The organism is Paraburkholderia bryophila (assembly GCF_013409255.1).
Taxonomy (GTDB): domain Bacteria; phylum Pseudomonadota; class Gammaproteobacteria; order Burkholderiales; family Burkholderiaceae; genus Paraburkholderia.
Window position 1 is genome coordinate 3514702 of record NZ_JACCAS010000001.1, and the last position, 18873, is coordinate 3533574.

At 63.1% G+C, this 18873-nt stretch carries 20 protein-coding genes; 8 read left to right on the forward strand and 12 right to left on the reverse strand.

Annotation, left to right across the window (positions count from 1 at the left end):
- Positions 1 to 56: 56 nt before the first annotated feature.
- The gene (locus tag GGD40_RS15750; RefSeq protein ID WP_179744182.1) at positions 57 to 431 is read left to right on the forward strand and encodes a hypothetical protein; all 375 of its coding nucleotides are present in this window, start codon (positions 57 to 59) and stop codon (positions 429 to 431) included.
- A gap of 106 nt (positions 432 to 537) precedes the next feature.
- Here GGD40_RS15750 and GGD40_RS15755 read toward each other — a convergent pair whose 3' ends face one another.
- From GGD40_RS15755 to GGD40_RS15765, 3 genes are all read right to left on the reverse strand, one after another.
- Entirely contained in the window at positions 538 to 1155 is a 618-nt protein-coding gene (locus GGD40_RS15755; protein WP_179744183.1) for a TetR/AcrR family transcriptional regulator, read from the reverse strand.
- A 127-nt stretch (positions 1156 to 1282) separates the two neighbouring features.
- On the reverse strand, positions 1283 to 1480 hold the full coding sequence (locus tag GGD40_RS15760; RefSeq protein ID WP_035548469.1) for a hypothetical protein: 198 nt from the start codon (positions 1478 to 1480) through the stop codon (positions 1283 to 1285).
- 420 nt (positions 1481 to 1900) lie between these two features.
- Positions 1901 to 2680 carry a DeoR/GlpR family DNA-binding transcription regulator gene (locus GGD40_RS15765; protein WP_035548466.1) on the reverse strand — a complete coding sequence of 260 codons (780 nt, stop codon included), beginning with the start codon at positions 2678 to 2680 and terminating at the stop codon, positions 1901 to 1903.
- A gap of 363 nt (positions 2681 to 3043) precedes the next feature.
- Here GGD40_RS15765 and GGD40_RS15770 point away from each other — a divergent pair, with 363 nt between their 5' ends.
- Complete coding sequence (locus tag GGD40_RS15770; RefSeq protein ID WP_179744184.1) at positions 3044 to 4681, forward strand: gamma-glutamyltransferase family protein; 1638 nt, start codon at positions 3044 to 3046, stop codon at positions 4679 to 4681.
- 198 nt (positions 4682 to 4879) lie between these two features.
- Positions 4880 to 6259 (forward strand): MFS transporter, encoded by a 1380-nt coding sequence (locus GGD40_RS15775; RefSeq protein WP_179744185.1) that lies wholly within the window; start codon positions 4880 to 4882, stop codon positions 6257 to 6259.
- Here the strand turns inward: GGD40_RS15775 and GGD40_RS36935 are convergent.
- A complete protein-coding gene (locus tag GGD40_RS36935; RefSeq protein ID WP_257030412.1) occupies positions 6247 to 6369 on the reverse strand; it encodes a hypothetical protein in 123 nt (40 codons plus the stop codon). The genes GGD40_RS15775 and GGD40_RS36935 overlap by 13 nt on opposite strands.
- Positions 6370 to 6606: 237 nt before the next feature.
- On the opposite strand from GGD40_RS36935, the gene GGD40_RS15780 reads away from it, so the two are divergent.
- Positions 6607 to 7434, forward strand: a complete 828-nt coding sequence (locus tag GGD40_RS15780) for a ferritin-like domain-containing protein (protein ID WP_105509552.1) — start codon at positions 6607 to 6609, stop codon at positions 7432 to 7434.
- Positions 7435 to 7578: 144 nt separating this feature from the next.
- Entirely contained in the window at positions 7579 to 8112 is a 534-nt protein-coding gene (locus tag GGD40_RS15785; RefSeq protein ID WP_179744186.1) for a pyridoxamine 5'-phosphate oxidase family protein, read from the forward strand.
- Between the two features lie 3 nt (positions 8113 to 8115).
- On the opposite strand, the gene GGD40_RS15790 is transcribed toward GGD40_RS15785, so the two are convergent.
- From GGD40_RS15790 to GGD40_RS15805, 4 genes are all read right to left on the reverse strand, one after another.
- Entirely contained in the window at positions 8116 to 9663 is a 1548-nt protein-coding gene (locus GGD40_RS15790; RefSeq protein ID WP_179744187.1) for a DEAD/DEAH box helicase, read from the reverse strand.
- Positions 9664 to 9878: 215 nt separating this feature from the next.
- A complete protein-coding gene (trhA, locus tag GGD40_RS15795) occupies positions 9879 to 10499 on the reverse strand; it encodes a PAQR family membrane homeostasis protein TrhA (RefSeq protein ID WP_035548452.1) in 621 nt (206 codons plus the stop codon).
- A gap of 120 nt (positions 10500 to 10619) precedes the next feature.
- The gene (locus tag GGD40_RS15800) at positions 10620 to 11918 is read right to left on the reverse strand and encodes a c-type cytochrome (RefSeq protein ID WP_179744188.1); all 1299 of its coding nucleotides are present in this window, start codon (positions 11916 to 11918) and stop codon (positions 10620 to 10622) included.
- Positions 11919 to 11938: 20 nt separating this feature from the next.
- Positions 11939 to 12670 carry a c-type cytochrome gene (locus GGD40_RS15805; RefSeq protein WP_179708432.1) on the reverse strand — a complete coding sequence of 244 codons (732 nt, stop codon included), beginning with the start codon at positions 12668 to 12670 and terminating at the stop codon, positions 11939 to 11941.
- A gap of 370 nt (positions 12671 to 13040) precedes the next feature.
- Between GGD40_RS15805 and copC the strand changes: the two genes are divergently transcribed.
- On the forward strand, positions 13041 to 13436 hold the full coding sequence (gene copC / locus GGD40_RS15810) for a copper homeostasis periplasmic binding protein CopC (protein WP_179744189.1): 396 nt from the start codon (positions 13041 to 13043) through the stop codon (positions 13434 to 13436).
- Positions 13433 to 14362 carry a CopD family protein gene (locus tag GGD40_RS15815; RefSeq protein WP_179708434.1) on the forward strand — a complete coding sequence of 310 codons (930 nt, stop codon included), beginning with the start codon at positions 13433 to 13435 and terminating at the stop codon, positions 14360 to 14362. Before copC ends, GGD40_RS15815 begins: the two co-directional genes overlap by 4 nt.
- 251 nt (positions 14363 to 14613) lie before the next feature.
- Here the strand turns inward: GGD40_RS15815 and GGD40_RS15820 are convergent, their stop codons facing one another.
- The 4 genes from GGD40_RS15820 to dgoD all read right to left on the reverse strand — a co-directional run bounded on the left by GGD40_RS15820 (position 14614) and on the right by dgoD (position 17944).
- Positions 14614 to 14835 (reverse strand): YodC family protein, encoded by a 222-nt coding sequence (locus GGD40_RS15820; protein WP_035548443.1) that lies wholly within the window; start codon positions 14833 to 14835, stop codon positions 14614 to 14616.
- A gap of 26 nt (positions 14836 to 14861) precedes the next feature.
- Positions 14862 to 15164 carry a hypothetical protein gene (locus tag GGD40_RS15825; RefSeq protein WP_179744190.1) on the reverse strand — a complete coding sequence of 101 codons (303 nt, stop codon included), beginning with the start codon at positions 15162 to 15164 and terminating at the stop codon, positions 14862 to 14864.
- A gap of 242 nt (positions 15165 to 15406) precedes the next feature.
- A complete protein-coding gene (locus GGD40_RS15830) occupies positions 15407 to 16654 on the reverse strand; it encodes an MFS transporter (RefSeq protein ID WP_179744955.1) in 1248 nt (415 codons plus the stop codon).
- A 141-nt stretch (positions 16655 to 16795) separates the two neighbouring features.
- Complete coding sequence (dgoD, locus tag GGD40_RS15835; RefSeq protein ID WP_035548440.1) at positions 16796 to 17944, reverse strand: galactonate dehydratase; 1149 nt, start codon at positions 17942 to 17944, stop codon at positions 16796 to 16798.
- Between the two features lie 244 nt (positions 17945 to 18188).
- On the opposite strand from dgoD, the gene GGD40_RS15840 reads away from it, so the two are divergent.
- Positions 18189 to 18866, forward strand: a complete 678-nt coding sequence (locus tag GGD40_RS15840) for a FadR/GntR family transcriptional regulator (protein WP_373565335.1) — start codon at positions 18189 to 18191, stop codon at positions 18864 to 18866.
- Positions 18867 to 18873: the final 7 nt, after the last annotated feature.

Sequence of the window (18873 nt, forward strand, 5' to 3'; positions counted from 1 at the left end):
GCGCAACACGCGGCCACGGACGATACTCTCGGCAGCAGCCATTTCGAGGTGAATTCATGCGTGGACTTTTGATGATCGGCGCCGCCGTATTGCTCGCGGGATGCGTCAGCTCGCCGAGCCTGAGCGGCACGATGGGCGCACCGTCATTCGTGTCGTTGCAGCAGATGTGCAGCGCCCAGACGGTCGACTACGGCAAAGACGCGCAAAGCGTTTACGACGCGTTGTTCGATGCTTATGTGGCGAACCGCCACGGCAAACTGTCGAAAGATGATTTTTGCGGATTTCAGGCGTCTATCGCTCAGCGCTTTGCGAGCCAGGGTTTGAGTACGGATCCGCAAGTGCGCAATCAGTGGGTGGCGTTTTTCATCGACCAGCGGGCCAAGGCGTTGAGCTGGCGCGCGGCGACCGATCCGACTTTGCGGAACGGTTGAGGCAGGCGCGCTGCGGGGCAGGTTGGGGTGTTGGCCGGTCGCTTGAGCGGTTGGCGTGGGTTGGTGCTTAAGACCGGCTGTGCGGCGGCTGTGGCTACGGCTACGGCTACGGCTGGGCGCCGCGCCACAACATCCCACGAAGCTGAGCGAGCACAGCTTCCCGAGTCGGTGCCGTATGACCGGGCGGTTGCTGCGCCTCGGGCAACGGCAACTGATTGGCGAGCGCGAGCATCGTGAATCCGTGCAGACTCGCCCAATATGCATAGCCGATCAACTGCGGATCGCCTTTCAGAAGCCCCGCGTCGACCAGCCGTTCGAAATGCCTGGACAGCATTTCCTGTGCACGCAGCGCCGCAGCGGCGAGATCCGGATAGCCGCCTTCCGGCTGATTCACATCGAACATCAAACGATACGCGTGCGGCTCGTCGAGGGCGAACGCGACGTAGGCGTCGCTCACCGCCAGACGATTGTCTCCGGACGCATTCTCCGCGGCGGCTTCGAGGTGCGCCGCGAAACGATTGAACGCGGCGGCGCGGACCATCGCCAGAATGTCGTCCTTGTCGCGGAAGTAGCGGTACGGCGTCATCGCGCTACAGCCTAGCTCCTTCGCTAGTTCACGCATCGTCACGCCTTGCGCGCCGCGCGTGGCGAACGCGTTTTCGGCTACGCTGCGCATTGCTTCGCGGAATTGCTGGATGTCGTCGGCGGAAAGGGTTTTGGGCATGCGCGAGGGGTGGAAGTCCGTCGCGTCAATTTACTGTGTAAATGCGTCGCGCACAACAAAAGCGGGCGTTCGGATGAACGTCCGCTTTCATTCAAAGTAATAAGGCAAGCCCGCCGTCCTACCGACGCTACGAAAAACGTTTGATAGCCCGCAATGCGCTGTCGCCGATTTCAGTCACGCGCCATTGTTCGTTGCCCGATGCGAGCCGTTCGAGTTGCACTAATTGGCGTTCAAGCAGGGCGTCGAGTTCTTCTCGCTCCATGTCGACTTGATGGGGAGCGTCCTTGACGAGCAACAACGTGGCGAATTCATGCGGACTTAGCATCGTTCTCTCCATGTCAAGCAAACGCGGACGGCCTTGTCGGCAACTGGCCAGGTGCCAGTGAAGTCCGCTAGAGGATCAGGCGGGAAGTACGGTTCACACGACAGATTCACGCGGCCGCCGCTACGCAAATTGCGCAACGGACGCCGGGGAACTGGAGTGTAGTCAACCGCACGTTAAACACCAAAGGGACCCCAGTAAATTTTCCCTTTGACAATCCGATGCCGTCGAGGCGGTTTGGAGCCTCGGCTAAAAGCTTGATTTCACTCGAAGTTTCGCGTGCGGTGCAGCATGGCGGAAAACGCCTGGGCGGGATGGGTGGAGCAGGGGGAAATTGGGCGCGACGCGGCGGCAAGTTGCCTTCGGCTGGGAGGCGGCGCTACCGCGACTCAGCGCCAACCCACCCACCGCACCTAACGCCACTCACTCGGCGATATACACCTGGCAATTCGCCGCGATAAGCGTCTCGGCCATTTCCGCAGGCGGCGCGGCGTCCGTAAAGAGCGCGTCGATCTGATCCAGATGCCCTTGACGAACCAGCGCCGGGCGGCCGAATTTGGAGTTGTCGGCGGCGAGAAACACGGTGCGCGCATGCTCGATGATCGCTTCGGCCACACGCACTTCGCGGGTATCGAAATCGCGCAACGTGCCGTCCGTTTCGATCGCCGACGTGCCGATAATCGCGAAATCCACCTTGAACTGGCGGATGAAATCGATCGCCAGTTCGCCCACGATCCCTTTGTCCCACGGCCGCACGATCCCGCCCGTGACCAGCACCTCGCAATCCGGATAGCCGCTCATCATGCTGGCGACGTTCAGATTGTTGGTGATCACGCGCAGGCCGCGATGCCGGTTCAGCGCGCGGGCGACTTCTTCGGTCGTCGTGCCGAGGTTGATAAACAGCGACGCCTGATCGGGAATGTGAGTGGCCACTAACGCCGCGATGCGCCGTTTCTCTTCGTGGAACATGCGCTGACGCGCGGTGTACGAGACGTTTTCGGAACTGGTCGGCAGACTCGCGCCGCCGTGATAACGGCGCAGCAGATTCATGTCGGCGAGCCAGTTGACGTCGCGGCGGATCGTCTGCGGCGTTACGTCGAAGTGGGCCGCGAGGTCGTCCACGGTTACGAAGCCGTCGCGTTGCACCCACTCCAGCAGTTCCTGTTGCCGGGCATTGAGAGTCAGGCGGGGGTCTCGGGTCATGTGTCTCGGTTCGTGGGTTTTTTGTCGGCGCCGGCCGCCACCGACGCTGCAAGCTAGTCTGGAGGGCGGCCGAAGCGTGAACGGGGATAGGGCTATTGTAAGACCATCGCTGGGGTTGTCTGCCAGGTCGTGCGACATCCATAAGATACCGGACGACTGACCCTCGATCTATTCAGGTCGTTTACGCATTTATTCATTTGATAAATGAATTTGTTTTTTGGGCCAGATCGCGCTGCAATCCGAGGTTCTGCGCTGCCTGTATGTGATCCGCATTTGACCTGCATTTGATCCGTAGTTGATTCAATTCCCCTTGGTTGCCGGCCGCTGTCACGAGCCGGGACCGCGCTTTCGAGAGTGTTCGACATGACTGGCTTCAACTGGCAAAACCCTTACCCGACGCCGCGTCTGCCCGTATTCGCGCGCAACATCGTTTCGACTTCGCATCCGCTCGCCGCGCAGGCAGGGCTGCGCATGCTGTGGAAAGGCGGCAATGCCGTCGACGCGGCGATCGCGGCCGCGGCCGCCATCACGGTGGTCGAGCCGGTGTCGTGCGGCCTCGGCGGCGATGCGTTCGCGCTGGTGTGGGACGGCAAGAAGCTGCATGGTCTGAACGCGTCGGGCGTGTCGCCGGCGGCGTGGAACGTCGACTACTTCAAGCGCAAGTACGGCGAGGAAAACGGTCTGGCGCAACAACCCAAGCGTGGCTGGGACGCGGTGACGGTGCCCGGCGTGATCGCCGGCTGGGAAGCGCTGCATCAGAAGTTCGGCTCGCTGCCGTTCGCCGACCTGATGGAACCGGCGATCGAAATCGCCGAGCGCGGCCACGCGGTGGCGAGCATCGTCGCCTATAAATGGGCGGCCGCCGTGCCGGAGTTGAAGGATCTGCCGGGCTTCGCACAAACCTTCATGCCGCGCGGCCGCGCGCCGGAAGTGAGCGAACTGGTGCGCTTTCCCGGTCACGCGAAGACGCTGCGCAAGCTCGCCGAGCAAGGCCCGCGCGCGTACTACGAAGGCGAGATCGCCGAACAGATCGCCGCGTTCGCCCGCGAAGGCGGCGCCGCGCTGACGCTCGACGACCTGCGCAACTACCGCGCGGATTGGGTCGAGCCGATCGGCAAGGAATATCGCGGCCACACCGTGCATGAGATTCCGCCGAACGGCCAGGGTATTGCGGCGTTGATCGCGCTGGGCATCCTCGAAAAATTCGACGTGAAGGAGATGACGGTCGACAACGTCGAGTCGCAGCACTTGCAGATCGAAGCGATGAAGCTGGCGTTCGCCGACGTGTACCGCTACGTCGCCGATCCGCGCTCCATGGACGTCACGCCCGAGCAGATGCTCGACGACGCGTACCTCACGTCGCGCGCGAAGCTGATCGATCACAAGCGCGCCACGCAGTTCGATTTCGGCATGCCGAAGGCGGGCGGCACGATCTATATGTCGGTGGCGGACGAGCGCGGCATGATGGTCAGCTTCATCCAGTCGAACTACATGGGCTTCGGCTCGGGCATCGTGGTGCCGGACAGCGGCATCGCGATGCAGAACCGCGGCTGCGGTTTTTCGATGGATCCGAAATCGCCGAACGTGGTGGAAGGCGGCAAGCGGCCGTTCCACACGATCATTCCGTCATTCCTCACGCAGCAGGTGGACGGCCGGCAGGAAGCGGTGATGAGCTTCGGCGTGATGGGCGGCGACATGCAGCCGCAAGGCCATCTGCAATCCATCGTACGGATGCTCGACTACGGCCAGCAGCCGCAGGCCGCGTGCGACGCGCCGCGCTGGAAGGTCAACCGCGACTTCACGATCGACATCGAATCGACACTCGATCCGCGCACCGCCGAGGCGTTGCAGAAGCTGGGCCACACGATCAAGTCGGTCGACGATCCGTATATGGATTTCGGCTCTGGCCAGTACATCTGGAAGCTCGATCGCAACGAACCGGAGCGCGGTTATGTGGCGGCGAGCGATAGCCGTCGCGACGGCCTGGCGGCCGGGTTCTGATTCCGTCACACAGGCGAGGCGGTGCGGTTCAGGAGCTTCAGGACGCCGCGCTGCTTCGCGTTTGACTCACGGGTAGTACCGGAGACGACGCGCGTTCGTGCGGGGCTTCGGTGCGGTTGTGGGGTATGCATTAGGCATGGTCAGTGGCGCTTCAGGCCCATCACGGTTCAGACCGGTATCAGACAAGGTAGAGACATCATGCACACCCCCGCGTCGCCTTCGGCGGCAGTTTCCCCTCATGCCGCGCCCGCACCGCTTTCCAAAGCCATGGTGCGACGGATCGTGTTTTCGTCGTCGGTGGGCAATGCGCTCGAGTGGTTCGACTTTCTGGTCTACGGCTACTTCGCGACCATCATCGCCAAACAGTTTTTCCCGATGCAGGACGAGTGGCTGTCGACGCTGCTCGCCATCGCCACCTTCGGCATCTCGTTCCTGATGCGGCCGCTGGGCGCCGTCGTGCTCGGCACGTACGGCGACCGCAAGGGCCGCAAGGCGGCGCTGACGCTCGCCATCGCGCTGATGATGGTCGGCACCTTCACGATGGCCGTGATGCCGCCGTATGCGTCGATCGGCCTGGCGGCGCCGGTGCTGATCCTGCTCGCGCGGCTCGTGCAAGGTTTCGCGGTGGGCGGCGAGTTCGGCAGCGCGACGGCTTTCATGGTCGAACACAGCGCGTCGCGTCGCGGCTATTACGCGAGCTGGCAGTTCGCGAGCCAGGGGCTCGCGGCGATCACGGCCGCGGCGTTCGGCTCGCTGCTGACCGCGTGGATGCCGCCCGAGCAACTCAACAGCTGGGGCTGGCGTCTGCCGTTCATGTTCGGCTTGCTGGTCGGGCCGGTGGGCTATTACATCCGCTCACACCTCGACGAAACGCCGGAGTTCCTCGCGCTGCACAAAGCACGTGAAGCTCGCGAGGCAGCCGGCCTTCGCCCCTTCGCGAACGAGGAAGAAGCGAAGGGTGCCTCGTTCTCCAGCCAGTGGGTCAATCTGCTGCTCGCGGTGGGCATCGTCGCGCAATCCACGGTGGGCGTGTACGTGCTGCAGTTGTACATGCCGATGTACGCGGTCAAGCAGTTGCACATGCCGGCGGCGGCGTCGTTCGGCGTGGTGGTGCTCAACGGCGGCTTGCAGTTTCTGTTGTCGCCGGTCATGGGCGCACTGTCGGATCGCATCGGCCGGATTCGCATCATGCTGACGACGTCGGTGTTGATGGGCGCGCTGATCTATCCGATGTTCGCCTTGCTGCAGTCGCATCCCACCATCGGCTGGTTGCTGCTGCTGCAAGGCACGGCCGGCATATTCAAAGCCGCTTACTCTGGACCGATGCCCGCGTTGATGTCCGAGATCTTCCCGACGCAAGTGCGCTCGACCGGTCTTTCCATTGGTTACAGCATCGGCGTGACGATTTTCGGCGGCTTTGCGCCGACGATCGTCGAGACTTTCATTCACGTGACCGGCGACAAACTCGCGCCAAGTTATTACGTGCTGATCGCCGCGGTGTTGTCGGGGTTGTCGCTGGTGGTCGTGGCGTTTCGCATGCGCCGGGTGCGCTTGATGCAGGGCATTCAACCGGCCTGAGCGTATCGATCCGCGCCTTCGTTCAATCCGTCGCGGGCCGCTTCGAAGCCACGCGAAGTACCTTCTCCCAAAGCAAAAGCCAGTTCATCGAGCTGGCTTTTTTGCTTCATGCACGCTGAGTTTTTGTCAGACCGAAGAGTTCGACTACCCGCGAATTGGAACTGTAACGACCCGGCATGGTCTGTGCTGGGTTATCTGCAGAGTTGCGAAACACCGGCTAAGATGCAAGATACAAGGGGTTAACTCTAATTCAAAGTGCTGTATCCGACACGGCGGACCGCCTTGGCGAGAGCCAGGCGGTTGCGGGCATGCTTCACGAGTCGATACAGCTTTCGGAGCAAGACTAGATGCACACAGAGCTGAACCACGTCATGCCCTGGCGGATCGAGGATATCGATCTCACCCGCATTGACCGGCAGAAGGCGGTTGCCAATGAAGATCTGCTGCTGCTGTTGTGCGCCGCTTCGTTTATCGAAAGCGGCACCGATCTTTATACAAGCAATCTGAGTACTTTTTTTGACGGCGATCCGGAAGTGTCGGCCTGGCTCAACAACGAGTGGGAGCCGGAGGAAATGCAGCATGGCCGCGCGCTCAAAACCTACATTGCTTATGTGTGGCCCGAGTTCGACTGGGACAAGGCGTTTAGCCAGTTCATGGAAGAGTACTCGCTAACCTGTTCGGTGGAGGACTTCGAAAAGACTCGCGCACTCGAAATGGTGGCGCGCTGCGTCGTGGAAACCGGTACGGCCACGTTGTATCGTGCCATCGGCGAATGCTCGGACGAGCCGGTGCTCAAAGAGATTACGGACAACATCCGTATCGACGAAGTCCGTCACTACAAGCACTTTTTCAGGTTCTTCAAAAAGTACAACAAGATCGAAGGCAATGGCCGTCTCGCTGTGCTCGGCGCGTTGATGCGCCGCGTGATGGAGATGAAGAACGAAGACTCGGAGATCGCGTTGCGCCATGTGTTCGCGGTGCGGTATCCGGAGCGCGTGCATGACTCGGCGTACAACCGCGAACGCGCGGCACGGATCAATTCGCTGGTGCGGCGTAATCTGTCGGCCGACATGTGCGTGAAGATGCTGCTCAAGCCGCTCGATCTGCCGGCGCGCATTCAGCCTGGCGTGCATTACCCGCTGGCGAAGATCACGCATTATGTTTTCTTCCGCTGATCGCCTGATCGCCTGATCGCCTGATCGCCTAACCGCCTGATCGACGTAAAAATTGACGATGCAAATGGCCCGCTGATGCGGGCCATTTGCTTTTCGAGGCATGATGCGGACTTAGCTATTTCTCGTCATCGGACCCACACGACCATGAGCGATTCCCCCGCACCCGAACGTCCGCTCGAACAAAACGTGTTCGATGAATGGCCCGACGCCGTGCGCGCGTTGTTCGACGGTTCGTCGCTGGCGAGCAAGATGGGCTTCACCGCGTCGCTGTTGAGCGTCGATGCGAGCGGCCATATCCGCAGCTCGCTGCTCGGCGTCGGCGAGTTGTATGCGCCCGATTCGCGCACGCTGTGCATCGCGTTGTGGCCGCAAGCAAGGGCGACGCGCGCGATCGCGCAAAACGGGCGCGCGGCGCTGAGCTTTGTTTGCGATGAGGCGTTCTATCAGGTGCAGTTGCGCGTCAAGCCATTAGCGAGCGTGGCAGGCGACGATAGCGGGCTGGTCTATCTGATCGGTTCGATCGATACAGCAGAGGCGCAGAGCGTGCGTTATGCGCGTCTGACGAGCGGCATTACGTTCGAACTGGCAGGGGAGAGGGAGACGGTGCTCGATCGATGGGAACGGCAGATCGAGCACCTGAAGCAAGCGGCGGCTGGGGCCAGCCGCCTTGACGCTTAACGCTTACCGGCCGCGCTGACCGCTGCGCGGCGGCTGGCCGCCACGCGGCGCATCGTTACGCTGCTTCGTGCCACCCAGCAACGCGCCCGGATTGCCGCCTTGCGGCTTGTTGCCCTGGGGCTTGCGCGGCGCATGCTGCGCGCCGCTGCCTTCATGCGCGACTGCGCGCGGACGGTCGTCCTGACGCTGACCGTCGCGGCGCGGCTGGCCGCCGTTGCCGGCCGGCTTCGCGCCTTGCGGCTTCGGCTGTTGCTGACCACCGGCCGGGCGTTGACCCGAGCGTTGCGCCGGCTTCGCGGCGCCCGCGCCATCGCGCTTCGGCGCGCCTTGACCCTGACGCGGCGAACGTCCGCCGCCGCCACCGCCACCTTGGCCACGACGCAGAATCGGCTCCGGCTTTGCAGTCGGATCCGGCTCGAAACCGGCGATCACTTCCTGCGGCACCTGACGCTTGATCAGCTTCTCGATGTCCTTCAGCAATTGCAGTTCGTCGACGCACACCAGCGAAATCGCTTCGCCCGTCGCGCCCGCGCGGCCCGTACGACCGATGCGGTGCACGTAGTCTTCCGGCACGTTCGGCAGATCGAAGTTGACCACGTGCGGCAGTTGATCGATATCGATACCGCGTGCGGCGATGTCGGTTGCCACCAGCACTTGCAGCGTGTTGTCCTTGAACTCGGCCAGCGCGCGCGTGCGCGCCGACTGGCTCTTGTTGCCGTGAATCGCGAGCGAGTTGATGCCGTCCTTGGTCAACTGTTCGGCCAGACGATTCGCACCGTGCTTGGTGCGCGTGAACACCAGCACCTGGAACCAGTTGTGTTGCTGGATCAGATGCGTGAGCAATTCGCGCTTCTTGTCGCGATCCACCGGGTGAATCTTTTGCGCGACGCTTTCCGCCGTGGTGTTACGGCGCGCCACTTCGATCAGCGCCGGCGAGTCGAGCAGGTTGTCGGCGAGCGTCTTGATTTCGTCCGAGAACGTAGCCGAAAACAGCAGGTTCTGACGCTTGGGCGGCAGCTTCGCGAGCACGCGCTTGATGTCGTGGATGAAGCCCATGTCGAGCATCCGGTCGGCTTCGTCGAGCACGAGAATCTCGAGATGCGACAGGTCGATAGTCTTCTGCTGCATGTGATCGAGCAGACGGCCCGGCGTCGCGACGACGATGTCCACGCCGCTGCGCAGCGCGCCGATTTGCGGATTGATGCCGACGCCGCCGAACATCACGGTCGACTTCAGCTTCAGATACTTGCCATACGCGCGCACGCTTTCTTCGACCTGGGCGGCGAGCTCACGCGTCGGCGTGAGGATCAGCGCGCGCACGGCGCGCTTGCCGGAGGCCGTCGTCGCGCCGGGCATGCTGTTCAGACGCTGCAGGATCGGCAGCGTGAAGCCGGCGGTCTTGCCGGTGCCGGTCTGCGCGCCGGCCAGCAGATCGCCGCCGTTGAGCACGGCCGGAATAGCCTGGGTCTGGATCGGAGTCGGGGTGGTGTAGCCGAGTTCGTGTACAGCGCGGACCAGCGGTTCGGACAAGCCGAGGGAATCAAAAGACATAAAAGTTCTTTGCAATGCAGTTTCGCGAACGGCCAATAGGGGGCCCAAACAGGCGTCAACGCGGCATCGACACACCCGCATGGCGTGTTCGAGGCCCCGAGCCCAGTTCCGGTCGCAGAGAAATCGGCGGCACGCGGGACACGCATGCCGAATGCTTCAACGCGCTATCAAGACACGTTGACTGGCCTTAAGTTGCATTTCGCCGCCGTGGCGTGTTACGCGACGTAGCGCGCAACACTGACGAATTGACACAGACTGCCCGCCAGTACGAACAGGTGCCAGATACCATGTCCGTGCCGGATGCGCTCGTCGTTGATGAAGAAGTAGATGCCGGCGCTATAGATGATCCCGCCGGCCACGAGCCAGGCGGTACCCGCTGCTGGTAAAGCTTGCACCAGCGGGCGGACGGCAACGAGCGCGAGCCATCCCATCAACACATACAGCACCATCGAAACGCTGCGGGTGCGTCGCCCGAGCGTCAGTTCCTGCACGATGCCGAGAGCGGCAAGCCCCCAGCTTACGCCGAATAACGACCAGCCCCACGGCCCACGCAACGTGACAAGCGTGAACGGCGTGTAGCTGCCGGCGATCAGCAGGTAGATCGCCGAATGGTCGCATTTCTGCAGAACCGCTTTGACACGCGGGTTGCGCACGCTGTGGTAAAGCGTCGAGATAGCATACAGCACGATCAGCATCGCACCGTACACACTGAAGCTGACCACCTTGTACGCGTCGCCGTCGAGCGCGCCCATCGTGACGAGCGTAGCCAGCCCCGCCACCGACAGCACGGCGCCGACGAGGTGGGTAATGCTGTTGAAACGCTCACCGACATGCACGGCTCTTTCCTCCTGCGCGGTTTCATCGGACTAAAAGTGCCCACATGATACCGGTCCTGAAAAAACGAAGGGCGCGGCCGCGTTTTCCGCAGGCCGCGCCCAGGGTGTGACGAACGCTGCTTAGTCGAGCGGCGCCGAACGCAGATCGGACACTTGCTGCGGCGACACCGCCGTGCCGTGGTTGCCCCACGACATACGAATGTACGTCACGACAGCGGCCACTTCCGTGTTCGACAGGGCCTGCGCGAACGGCGGCATGCCGTACGGATGCGGGTTGCCGTCCGTGCTCGGCGGGTAACCGCCGTTCAGCACCATACGGATCGGGTTGACCGCCGAAGGCATCTGGATCGACTGGTTATTCGCGAGCGGCGGGAACGCGTGCGGCATACCGAGGCCGTTTTCCGCGTGACACTTCGCGCAGTTGTCAGCGTAGATCTTCTGACCTTGCTTCAACAGTTCGCCGCCGAACTTTTCCGACGTTTCGAGCTGCAACGCTTCCGGCGCTTCGCTCTTCTGCGGAATCGTCTTCAGGTACGTGGCCATCGCGTTGATGTCCGCGTCCGACATGTACTGCAGGCTGTTGTGAACCACTTCGGCCATCGGACCGAACACCGCGCCGCGGCTCGATACGCCGGTCTTCAGCAGATCGGCGATGTCTTTGGTTTCCCAGTCGCCGAGGCCGGCTTCCTTGTTCGACGTCAGCGACGGCGCGTACCAGTTCTGCAGCGGGATCAGGCCGCCGGCAAACGCCGCCGAGCTGACCGGGCCGCCCATCGCGTTGATCGACGTGTGGCACATGCCGCAATGGCCGAGGCCTTCGATCAGGTAAGCGCCGCGATTCCATTCGACCGACTTGGTCGGATCCGCCTTGTACTCGCCTTCACGGAAGAACAGCGTGCGCCAGCCGATCAGCATGTTGCGCTGGTTGAACGGGAATTTCAGTTCGTGCGGACGGCTCGCCACGTTGACCGGCGTGACCGAACGCAGATACGCGTAGATCGCGTCCGAGTCGGCGCGCGTGACCTTCGTGTAGCTGGTGAACGGGAAGCCCGGATACAGCAGGCTGCCGTCTTTCGACCGGCCGGTGTGCATGGCGCGATAGAAGTCGTCTTGCGTCCACTTGCCGATGCCGTATTGGTCGTCGGGCGTGATGTTCGGCGTGAACATCGTGCCGAACGGCGTGGCCATGGGCAGGCCGCCGGCGAATTGCTTGCCGCCGCGCACCGTGTGGCAGGCGATACAGTCGCCGGCGCGGGCGAGGTACTCGCCCTTCTTGATCAACGCGGCCTGGTCGGCGGGCGTTGCGGCCATGGCGGAACCGTTGTGCAGGTTGTCGCCACCCGACCACAGGACGGGAACGAGCGCGGCAGCGGCTACGACGATGACTGCCGAGAGGGCGAACAAAGACTTGCGTTTCATTTAGTGTCTCTCCCGGTGCCTTATTGCGGTTCGCTGCCGCAGGCAAGCGGAGTCTTCATCGAGCGGGCCGGAGCCGGCACGGGGTTTTGTGGAGCCTTCTGCGTGGCGAGCCACGAAGCGACGGCGTTCACATCTTCGTCGGTGAGGCGCGTGGCGATGGTGTGCATGCAATCAGGCGCGATCGCGTGACGCGAACCCGAGCGCCAGGCGCCGAGCTGCGCGCTGATGTAATCGGCGTGCAAGCCAACCAGACCCGGTATAGCCGGTTCCATACCGGTCAAGCCCTTGCCGTGGCAGGCCGCGCAAGCCGGAATCTGTTTCGTGGTGTCGCCATTCAGCACGATCTGCTGGCCGCGCGCGAGCGTGGTTTGCGACACCGTCGGCTTGGCCGGCACCGGATACGGCGGACGCTGTTGCGAGAAGTAAGTGGCGATCTGATGAAGGTAGTCGTCGGAGAGATACGTGACGAGGTAGTTCATGGGCGGGTACTTGCGGCGCCCTTCGCGGAAATTCTGGAGCTGGTTGTACAGATAGTCGGCCGGCTTGCCCGCGAGACGGGGGAAGTAGTCGTTGTCCGTACCCTGGCCGTGGGTGCCGTGACACGCCGTGCACCCTTGCACGCGCGCTTCCATCGTGTCGGGGGCCTTCGGTTGAGTCTGCGCTTTCGCAGCGCTATAGACACCCGCGGAGCCGATCAGCAGAAGGGCGAGCAACGGGCGGAAAAGGCGTCTTGAAGACACGCGTAACTCCATCAATATCGGGGACCTGACCGAACTTCGAGCGGCTCGGTGTGAACGGCAGCCGGCGCTGCGGCGACGCAGCATTCTATCATCGAAGGCTGATGCTGACTATTTGGCACATTAGAGAAGGTTCCGTGTGTCACCGCGATGCGACAGTTTGACGCTGGCATCTGTTTCGTGCTGCTTGCCAGCCATTCGACGTCTGAAGCTCGCGGCCAGGCGCTGGGATTGCGTCCGTCGCGCCGCTGAATACAAACCAGGTTGAACCGACGCGCGCACGAGCCATCGAAGCGTACACTTCCGGGCTCGCCGGCATCTGTCCGGCCCGGACGTGCCCGGTTCGACGTCCACCGTTTTCCTGATCATCCGCTATCGGCCCTACATGAAGCTATTCAAATTTTCCCGTACGACGCCGCGTGCGTTGGCGCTCGGCGTCGCGGCGCTGCTGGTTGCGTCCACTGCGTCGACCGCGTTCGCGCATGCGCATCTGGTGTCGAGCGAGCCGGCGGCGAACGCCGCGGTCGCCGCGCCCGCCGAAGTGACGATCCATTTCACCGAGCCGCTCGAGCCCGCGTTCAGCCGGATCGAGCTGGCCGACGCAAGCGGCAAGGCCGCGCTGCCGGCGGCATCGGCCACCTCGCTGGTCGATAAGGACGACGCCAAGGTCATGCACCTGCCGCTGCCGCCGTTGAGCGCGGGCCGCTACGCGGTGCATTGGACGGCGGTGGCCACGGACGGCCATCGGACCCAGGGCAATTTCGCGTTCATCGTCCAATGAGCTTCGACGGATTGTGGATCGGGCAGGTCGCCATGGCCGCGCTCATGAATGTCGCGTTTGCGTTTGCCGTCGGTTCGGCGTTGCTCGGCGCGTGGCTCGCCAAAGACGCGCAGACCAAGATCTCGCCGGCCCGCCCGGCCTGGTTGCGCGCGCAACGGTCGATGCTGACCGCCACCGTGGTGCTGGTGCTCGCCGACCTCGGCTGGCTGCTGTATCAGGCGGCGTCGATGAGCGGCGTCGCGTTGCCGGCGGCCATCGGCGTGGTGCCGACCGTGCTGACGCAAACCCACGTCGGCTATGGCTGGAGCGTGGCCTTCGCGGGTGCGCTGGTGTTGCTCGGCACGGCCATGACCAGTCATACCGGGATGTTGCGCAATGCGCTGCTGTGGCTCGCGGTGATCGCGGTCGCGGCCGGCAAGGCGTCGCTCGGTCATGCGGCCGATGCCGGCGTGGCGTCGGCGGCGATCGGCATGCAGACCCTGCACGTGCTGGTGACCAGCGTGTGGGGCGGACTCGCGATGGCGGCCGGGCTCTCGGTGCTGCCCGCGCTCGGCACGTCGACCGCGCGCGGCATGCTGATCCGCACGGCGACGCAGGTGTCGAACGTGTCGGTGGTGGCGGTCGGGCTGGTGCTGCTGTCGGGTATCTTCAACGCGGTGCGCGGGTCGGGCGGTTCGTTCGAAGCGATCGAACTGAGCACGTGGGGCCATGTGCTAATGCTCAAGCTCGCGCTGGTCGGGATGGCGCTCGTGCTCGGCGGCCTCAACCGCTTCTCGGCGTTGCCGCGCCTGCGCCGCACGGCGTCGACCATGGACGCGCATACCTTCGTCAACGTGCTCTATCTGGAAGCGCTGGCGATGATCGGCGTGTTCGTCGCGGCGGCCGCGCTGTCGCATAGCGTGCCGGCGTTCGCGGCGCTGGGTTGAGCGGTGCGGGTGAGTCGGGCTGGCTGAGCTGGCGCGGCCCAAGCGCACCTGTTCGGGCAAGCACGGCAAGCGCCCGCGTCTAGCGTCACGCAGCGAGCGTGTCCGTCATGCGCCACTTCTGCAACACCCATCCGCCAGACAAAACAGATCAAGCAGACCGATCAAGCAGATAAAAAAGCGCCGCACAGCAAAAGCGTGCGGCGCAATACACACGGTCGCCTGGCGGTGGCCAGCACATCCGTTACTGCTCTTTAAGCGGCGAGCGCATGGCTCGCCCGCTCGAGGGTCTCCTCCGGAAACATCTCCTGCTGTAGTTCCCCCGCGTCGCTGAACCACTGGCAGATCAGCCAGTTGCCCGGTGCGAACAGCACCGGCCCGTTCCAGATGGCTGTCATCGGACGCCCGCCCGACTTCAGCCTCAGTACCTCGCCCGCGCGATATGCGGGTGTCGCGCGTCGCCTTGTCAATCGCATGGTGGGTTCCCGTCGAATGAATCCGCTTACTCGAAGCCGAGCCGGTGGCCGAGGATCGGCGCGCAGAACAGCGCGATCGCGCAGCCGGCGGCCTTGCCTTCGAGTTCGGCGCCCGCGGTGCGCGAGCCGTACAGATGCGTCAGCAGATCGAAAAGCTGCGGCAGGCAATAGATCACGGCCGCGCTGATGAAGCATTTCTCGATCACCGAGATGCGCCAGCCGCGTTCGAATGCGAGCGCCGCGCCGATAATGCGCAGCACGCCGAACATGACCAGTGCGCCGACGGCGGCCTGTTCGCGGATCAGATAGTCAGGAAGGAATTCGCCCATGATGGTCCCCGATGCATGTGGTGTTTGCATGCATTTGAGCAAGGACCGGGCCATGTGTATGTCTGATGCCGAACAATCGGCTGGCAAGCCTTGATGGCTAAGGCTTTGCGCGGAAGCAGCAGGGGCGTTGAAAGAGCCCGCAAACGCCTGTTCGAGCCCGTTTGGTCCCGGAGTGTTACGTTACTGCGCCGGCCCGCGCGTCACGTCACCGTAACGCGTGGTCAAGCGGCTTTAACGAAGCTTTAACGAATCCGCTCGATCTTCCCCACGAGGAACAGATACGACAGCGCGCCGACCACGCCGACAGCGCTCATGAACACCAGTGCCGGTTTGAAATCGTTGTTCCTGACGATAAAGCCGATCACCACCGGCACGCAGATCGACGACAGATTGCCCATCAGGTTGAACATGCCGCCGGTGAGGCCGAGCAACTCCTTCTTCGCCATCGACGACACCAGCACCCACGTGATCGACGAAAAGCCGCTGCCGAAGAACGCGATCGCCATGAACAGGATCACCATTGCGGGCGTCTCGACATAGTTCGCGCCGACGATCGCGGTCGAGAGCAGCAGCCCCGTCACGATCGGCGCCTTACGCGCGACGGTGACCGACACGCCGCGCCGGATCATCCAGTCCGACAGCAGCCCCGAGGCCAGAATGCCGACGAACGCGGCGAGGAACGGCACGGCCGCCATGAAGCCGGCCTTCAGGAAGTCCATGTGCCGGTATTTGACGAGGTAAGTGGGGAACCAGGTGAGGAAGAACCACAGCGTCGAGGTCACCGCAATCTGCCCGATATACACGCCCCACAGCTTGCGGTTGCCGAGCACGGTACGCCAGTCGGCGGCGCCGTAGCGGGCGCGGCGCGGATGCGCCGAGCCGCGTTCGGATCGACCCAGATCGACGAGTCCGCCGCCCGCGCGGATCGTCTCGAGTTCGGCTTCGTTGATGTCGGTTGCTTCCGACGGTTCACGATACGACGCGTACCAAATCAGTCCCCACAGCACGCCGATCGCGCCGGTCAGAAAGAACACGCCCTGCCAGCCGAAATGCTGCTGCGTGAGGACGAGCGCCGGCGTCAGGAACGCGAGGCCGACATACTGCCCCGATGTATAGCTGGCGATCGCGCGGGCCCGTTCGTTGTCGGGAAACCAGGTGGTGACGACGCGGTTGAGCGTCGGATAGGCCGGCGCCTCCAGCGCGCCGAGCAGCACACGCAGCGACAGCAGCACGGCGAACGCGCTGGCGAAACCTTGCAGGATCGTTGCGAGCGACCACAGGCCGATAATAAGCGCCAGCAGCAGGCGCGGCCGCGTGCGGTCCACCAGCATACCGCCCGGAATCTGCAGCAGCGCGTACGACCAGCCGAACGCGGAAAAAACCAGCCCCATTTGCGCCGGATCGAGTTGCAGATCCTGGGCGATCGCGGTGGCGGCGATCGACAGATTGCTGCGATCGAGATACGTGATGACCACGGTGATGAACAGCATCGCGAGGAGGCGGTGACGCTTGCCGGTTGCTCGCGACTGGATGTGGGTTGTCTCCACTGAGGGTGTCCTCGGGTTAGTTTTTTATCGCATACCGAAAGCGCAAAGCAAAACGCCGCCCTCGGGCGGCGTTGATTGACGCATTTACCACTCGGCGACGCTGCCGTCCTCATGGCGCCACACCGGATTGCGCCAGCGGTGGCCGACCTTCGCCATCTCGCGCACCTTCTCTTCGTTGACCTCGATGCCCAGACCCGGGCCTTGCGGAATCGATACGAAGCCGTCTTCGTACTTGAAGACTTCCGGATTCTTGATGTAGTCGAGCAGGTCGTTGCCCTGGTTGTAGTGAATCCCCAGGCTTTGTTCCTGGATGAACGCGTTGTAGCTCACCGCGTCGATCTGCAGGCAGGTGGCCAGCGCGATCGGGCCGAGCGGGCAATGCAGCGCGAGCGCGACGTCGTACGCTTCGGCCATCGACGCGATCTTGCGGCACTCGGTAATCCCGCCCGCGTGCGACGCGTCCGGCTGAATGATGTCGACGTAGCCGCCCGACAGAATGTGCTTGAAGTCCCAGCGCGAATACAGGCGCTCGCCGAGCGCGATCGGCGTGTTGGTCTGATTGACGATGTCGCGCAGCGCCTCGGCGTTTTCCGACAGTACCGGCTCTTCGATGAAGAGCAGCTTGTACGGGTCGAGTTCTTTCGCTAGGACCTTCGCCATCGGCTTGTGCACGCGGCCGTGGAAGTCCACGCCGATGCCGATGTTCGGCCCGACCGCCTCGCGCACCGCCGCGACGTTGTTGATCACGCCCTGCACCTTGTCGAAGGTGTCGATGATCTGCAGCTCTTCCGAGCCGTTCATCTTGACCGCCTTGAAGCCGCGTTCGACCACGGCGCGCGCGTTATTCGCGACGTCGCTCGGACGGTCGCCGCCGATCCACGAATACACCTTGATCTTGTCGCGCACCTGGCCGCCGAGCAGCGCATGAATCGGCACGCCGTGATGCTTGCCCTTGATGTCCCACAGCGCCTGGTCGACGCCGGCAATCGCGCTCATGGTGATCGGGCCGCCGCGATAGAAGCCCGCACGGTACATGACCTGCCAGTGGTCTTCGATCAGCAGCGGGTCTTTGCCGATCAGATAGTCGGCGAGTTCTTCCACTGCCGCCGCGACCGTGTGCGCGCGCCCTTCGACTACCGGTTCGCCCCAGCCGACGATGCCTTCGTCGGTCTCGATCTTCAGGAAACACCAGCGCGGCGGGACGATGAAGGTTTCGAGCTTGGTGATTTTCATGGTGCGTGTCTCCTTGCGGCTTGGGCGCCTGCGAACATTTCGAGGATTCACATGCTACAACAAAAGCGCGTTTAAGTACTATTAATAGTACTATTGGCCATATAGTGATCGGATGGCGGTCACGGCGGGCAAGCTGTCGAAGCTCTGGGTCTGCAGGTTGAGATGCCTGATAATCGCGCTCGTTCCGGCCTGGGTTGCCTCAGTTCCGATATCAATAGCGCCGCGAGGCCGCTGGGAGAAAGCTATTCAGCACGATCTGCATGGGCGCGTCGCCCATCTGCTGGCGACCGCGATTTTGCGCGGCGACTACGCGCCCGATACGATCCTGCCGCGCGAAGCGGAGTTGATGGAGACGTTCGGCGTGAGCCGCACGGTGTTGCGTGAGGCGTTGCGCACGCTGACGTCGAAAGGGCTGATCGAATCGCGGCCGCGGGTGGGCACGCGCGTGCGGCCCAAACAGGCGTGGAATCTGCTCGATGTCGACGTGCTCGACTGGTACTCGCGCGTTGCCGAGCCGATGGCGTTCGCGCTCAAGCTGCAGGAAATGCGCGAGATGATCGAGCCGTATGCCGCGGGTCTGGCGGCGGCTTCGCATACGGAAGACACGTTTTATGTGTTGGCAGCGGCGCATGGGGCGATGGCGGCGGCGCGCAATGTCGACGAATGGGTGCGGGCCGATCTGCAGTTTCATCTGAGCGTGCTGAGCGCGTGCAGCAACGAATTGCTGATTCCGTTGGGCACGTTGATCGAGCGGACGTTGGAGGCGCAGTTGCGGCTGAACGCGAAACGCGCGGACGTGTTCAATGCGTCGCTCGGTGAGCATACTGCCGTATTCGAAGCGATCCGCGAGCGCGATGCCGAGGCGGCGCGCGTGGCGATGGCGGGTTTGCTGGGCGTGACGAGAGGGCGGATCGAAGGCTAGGATCGGT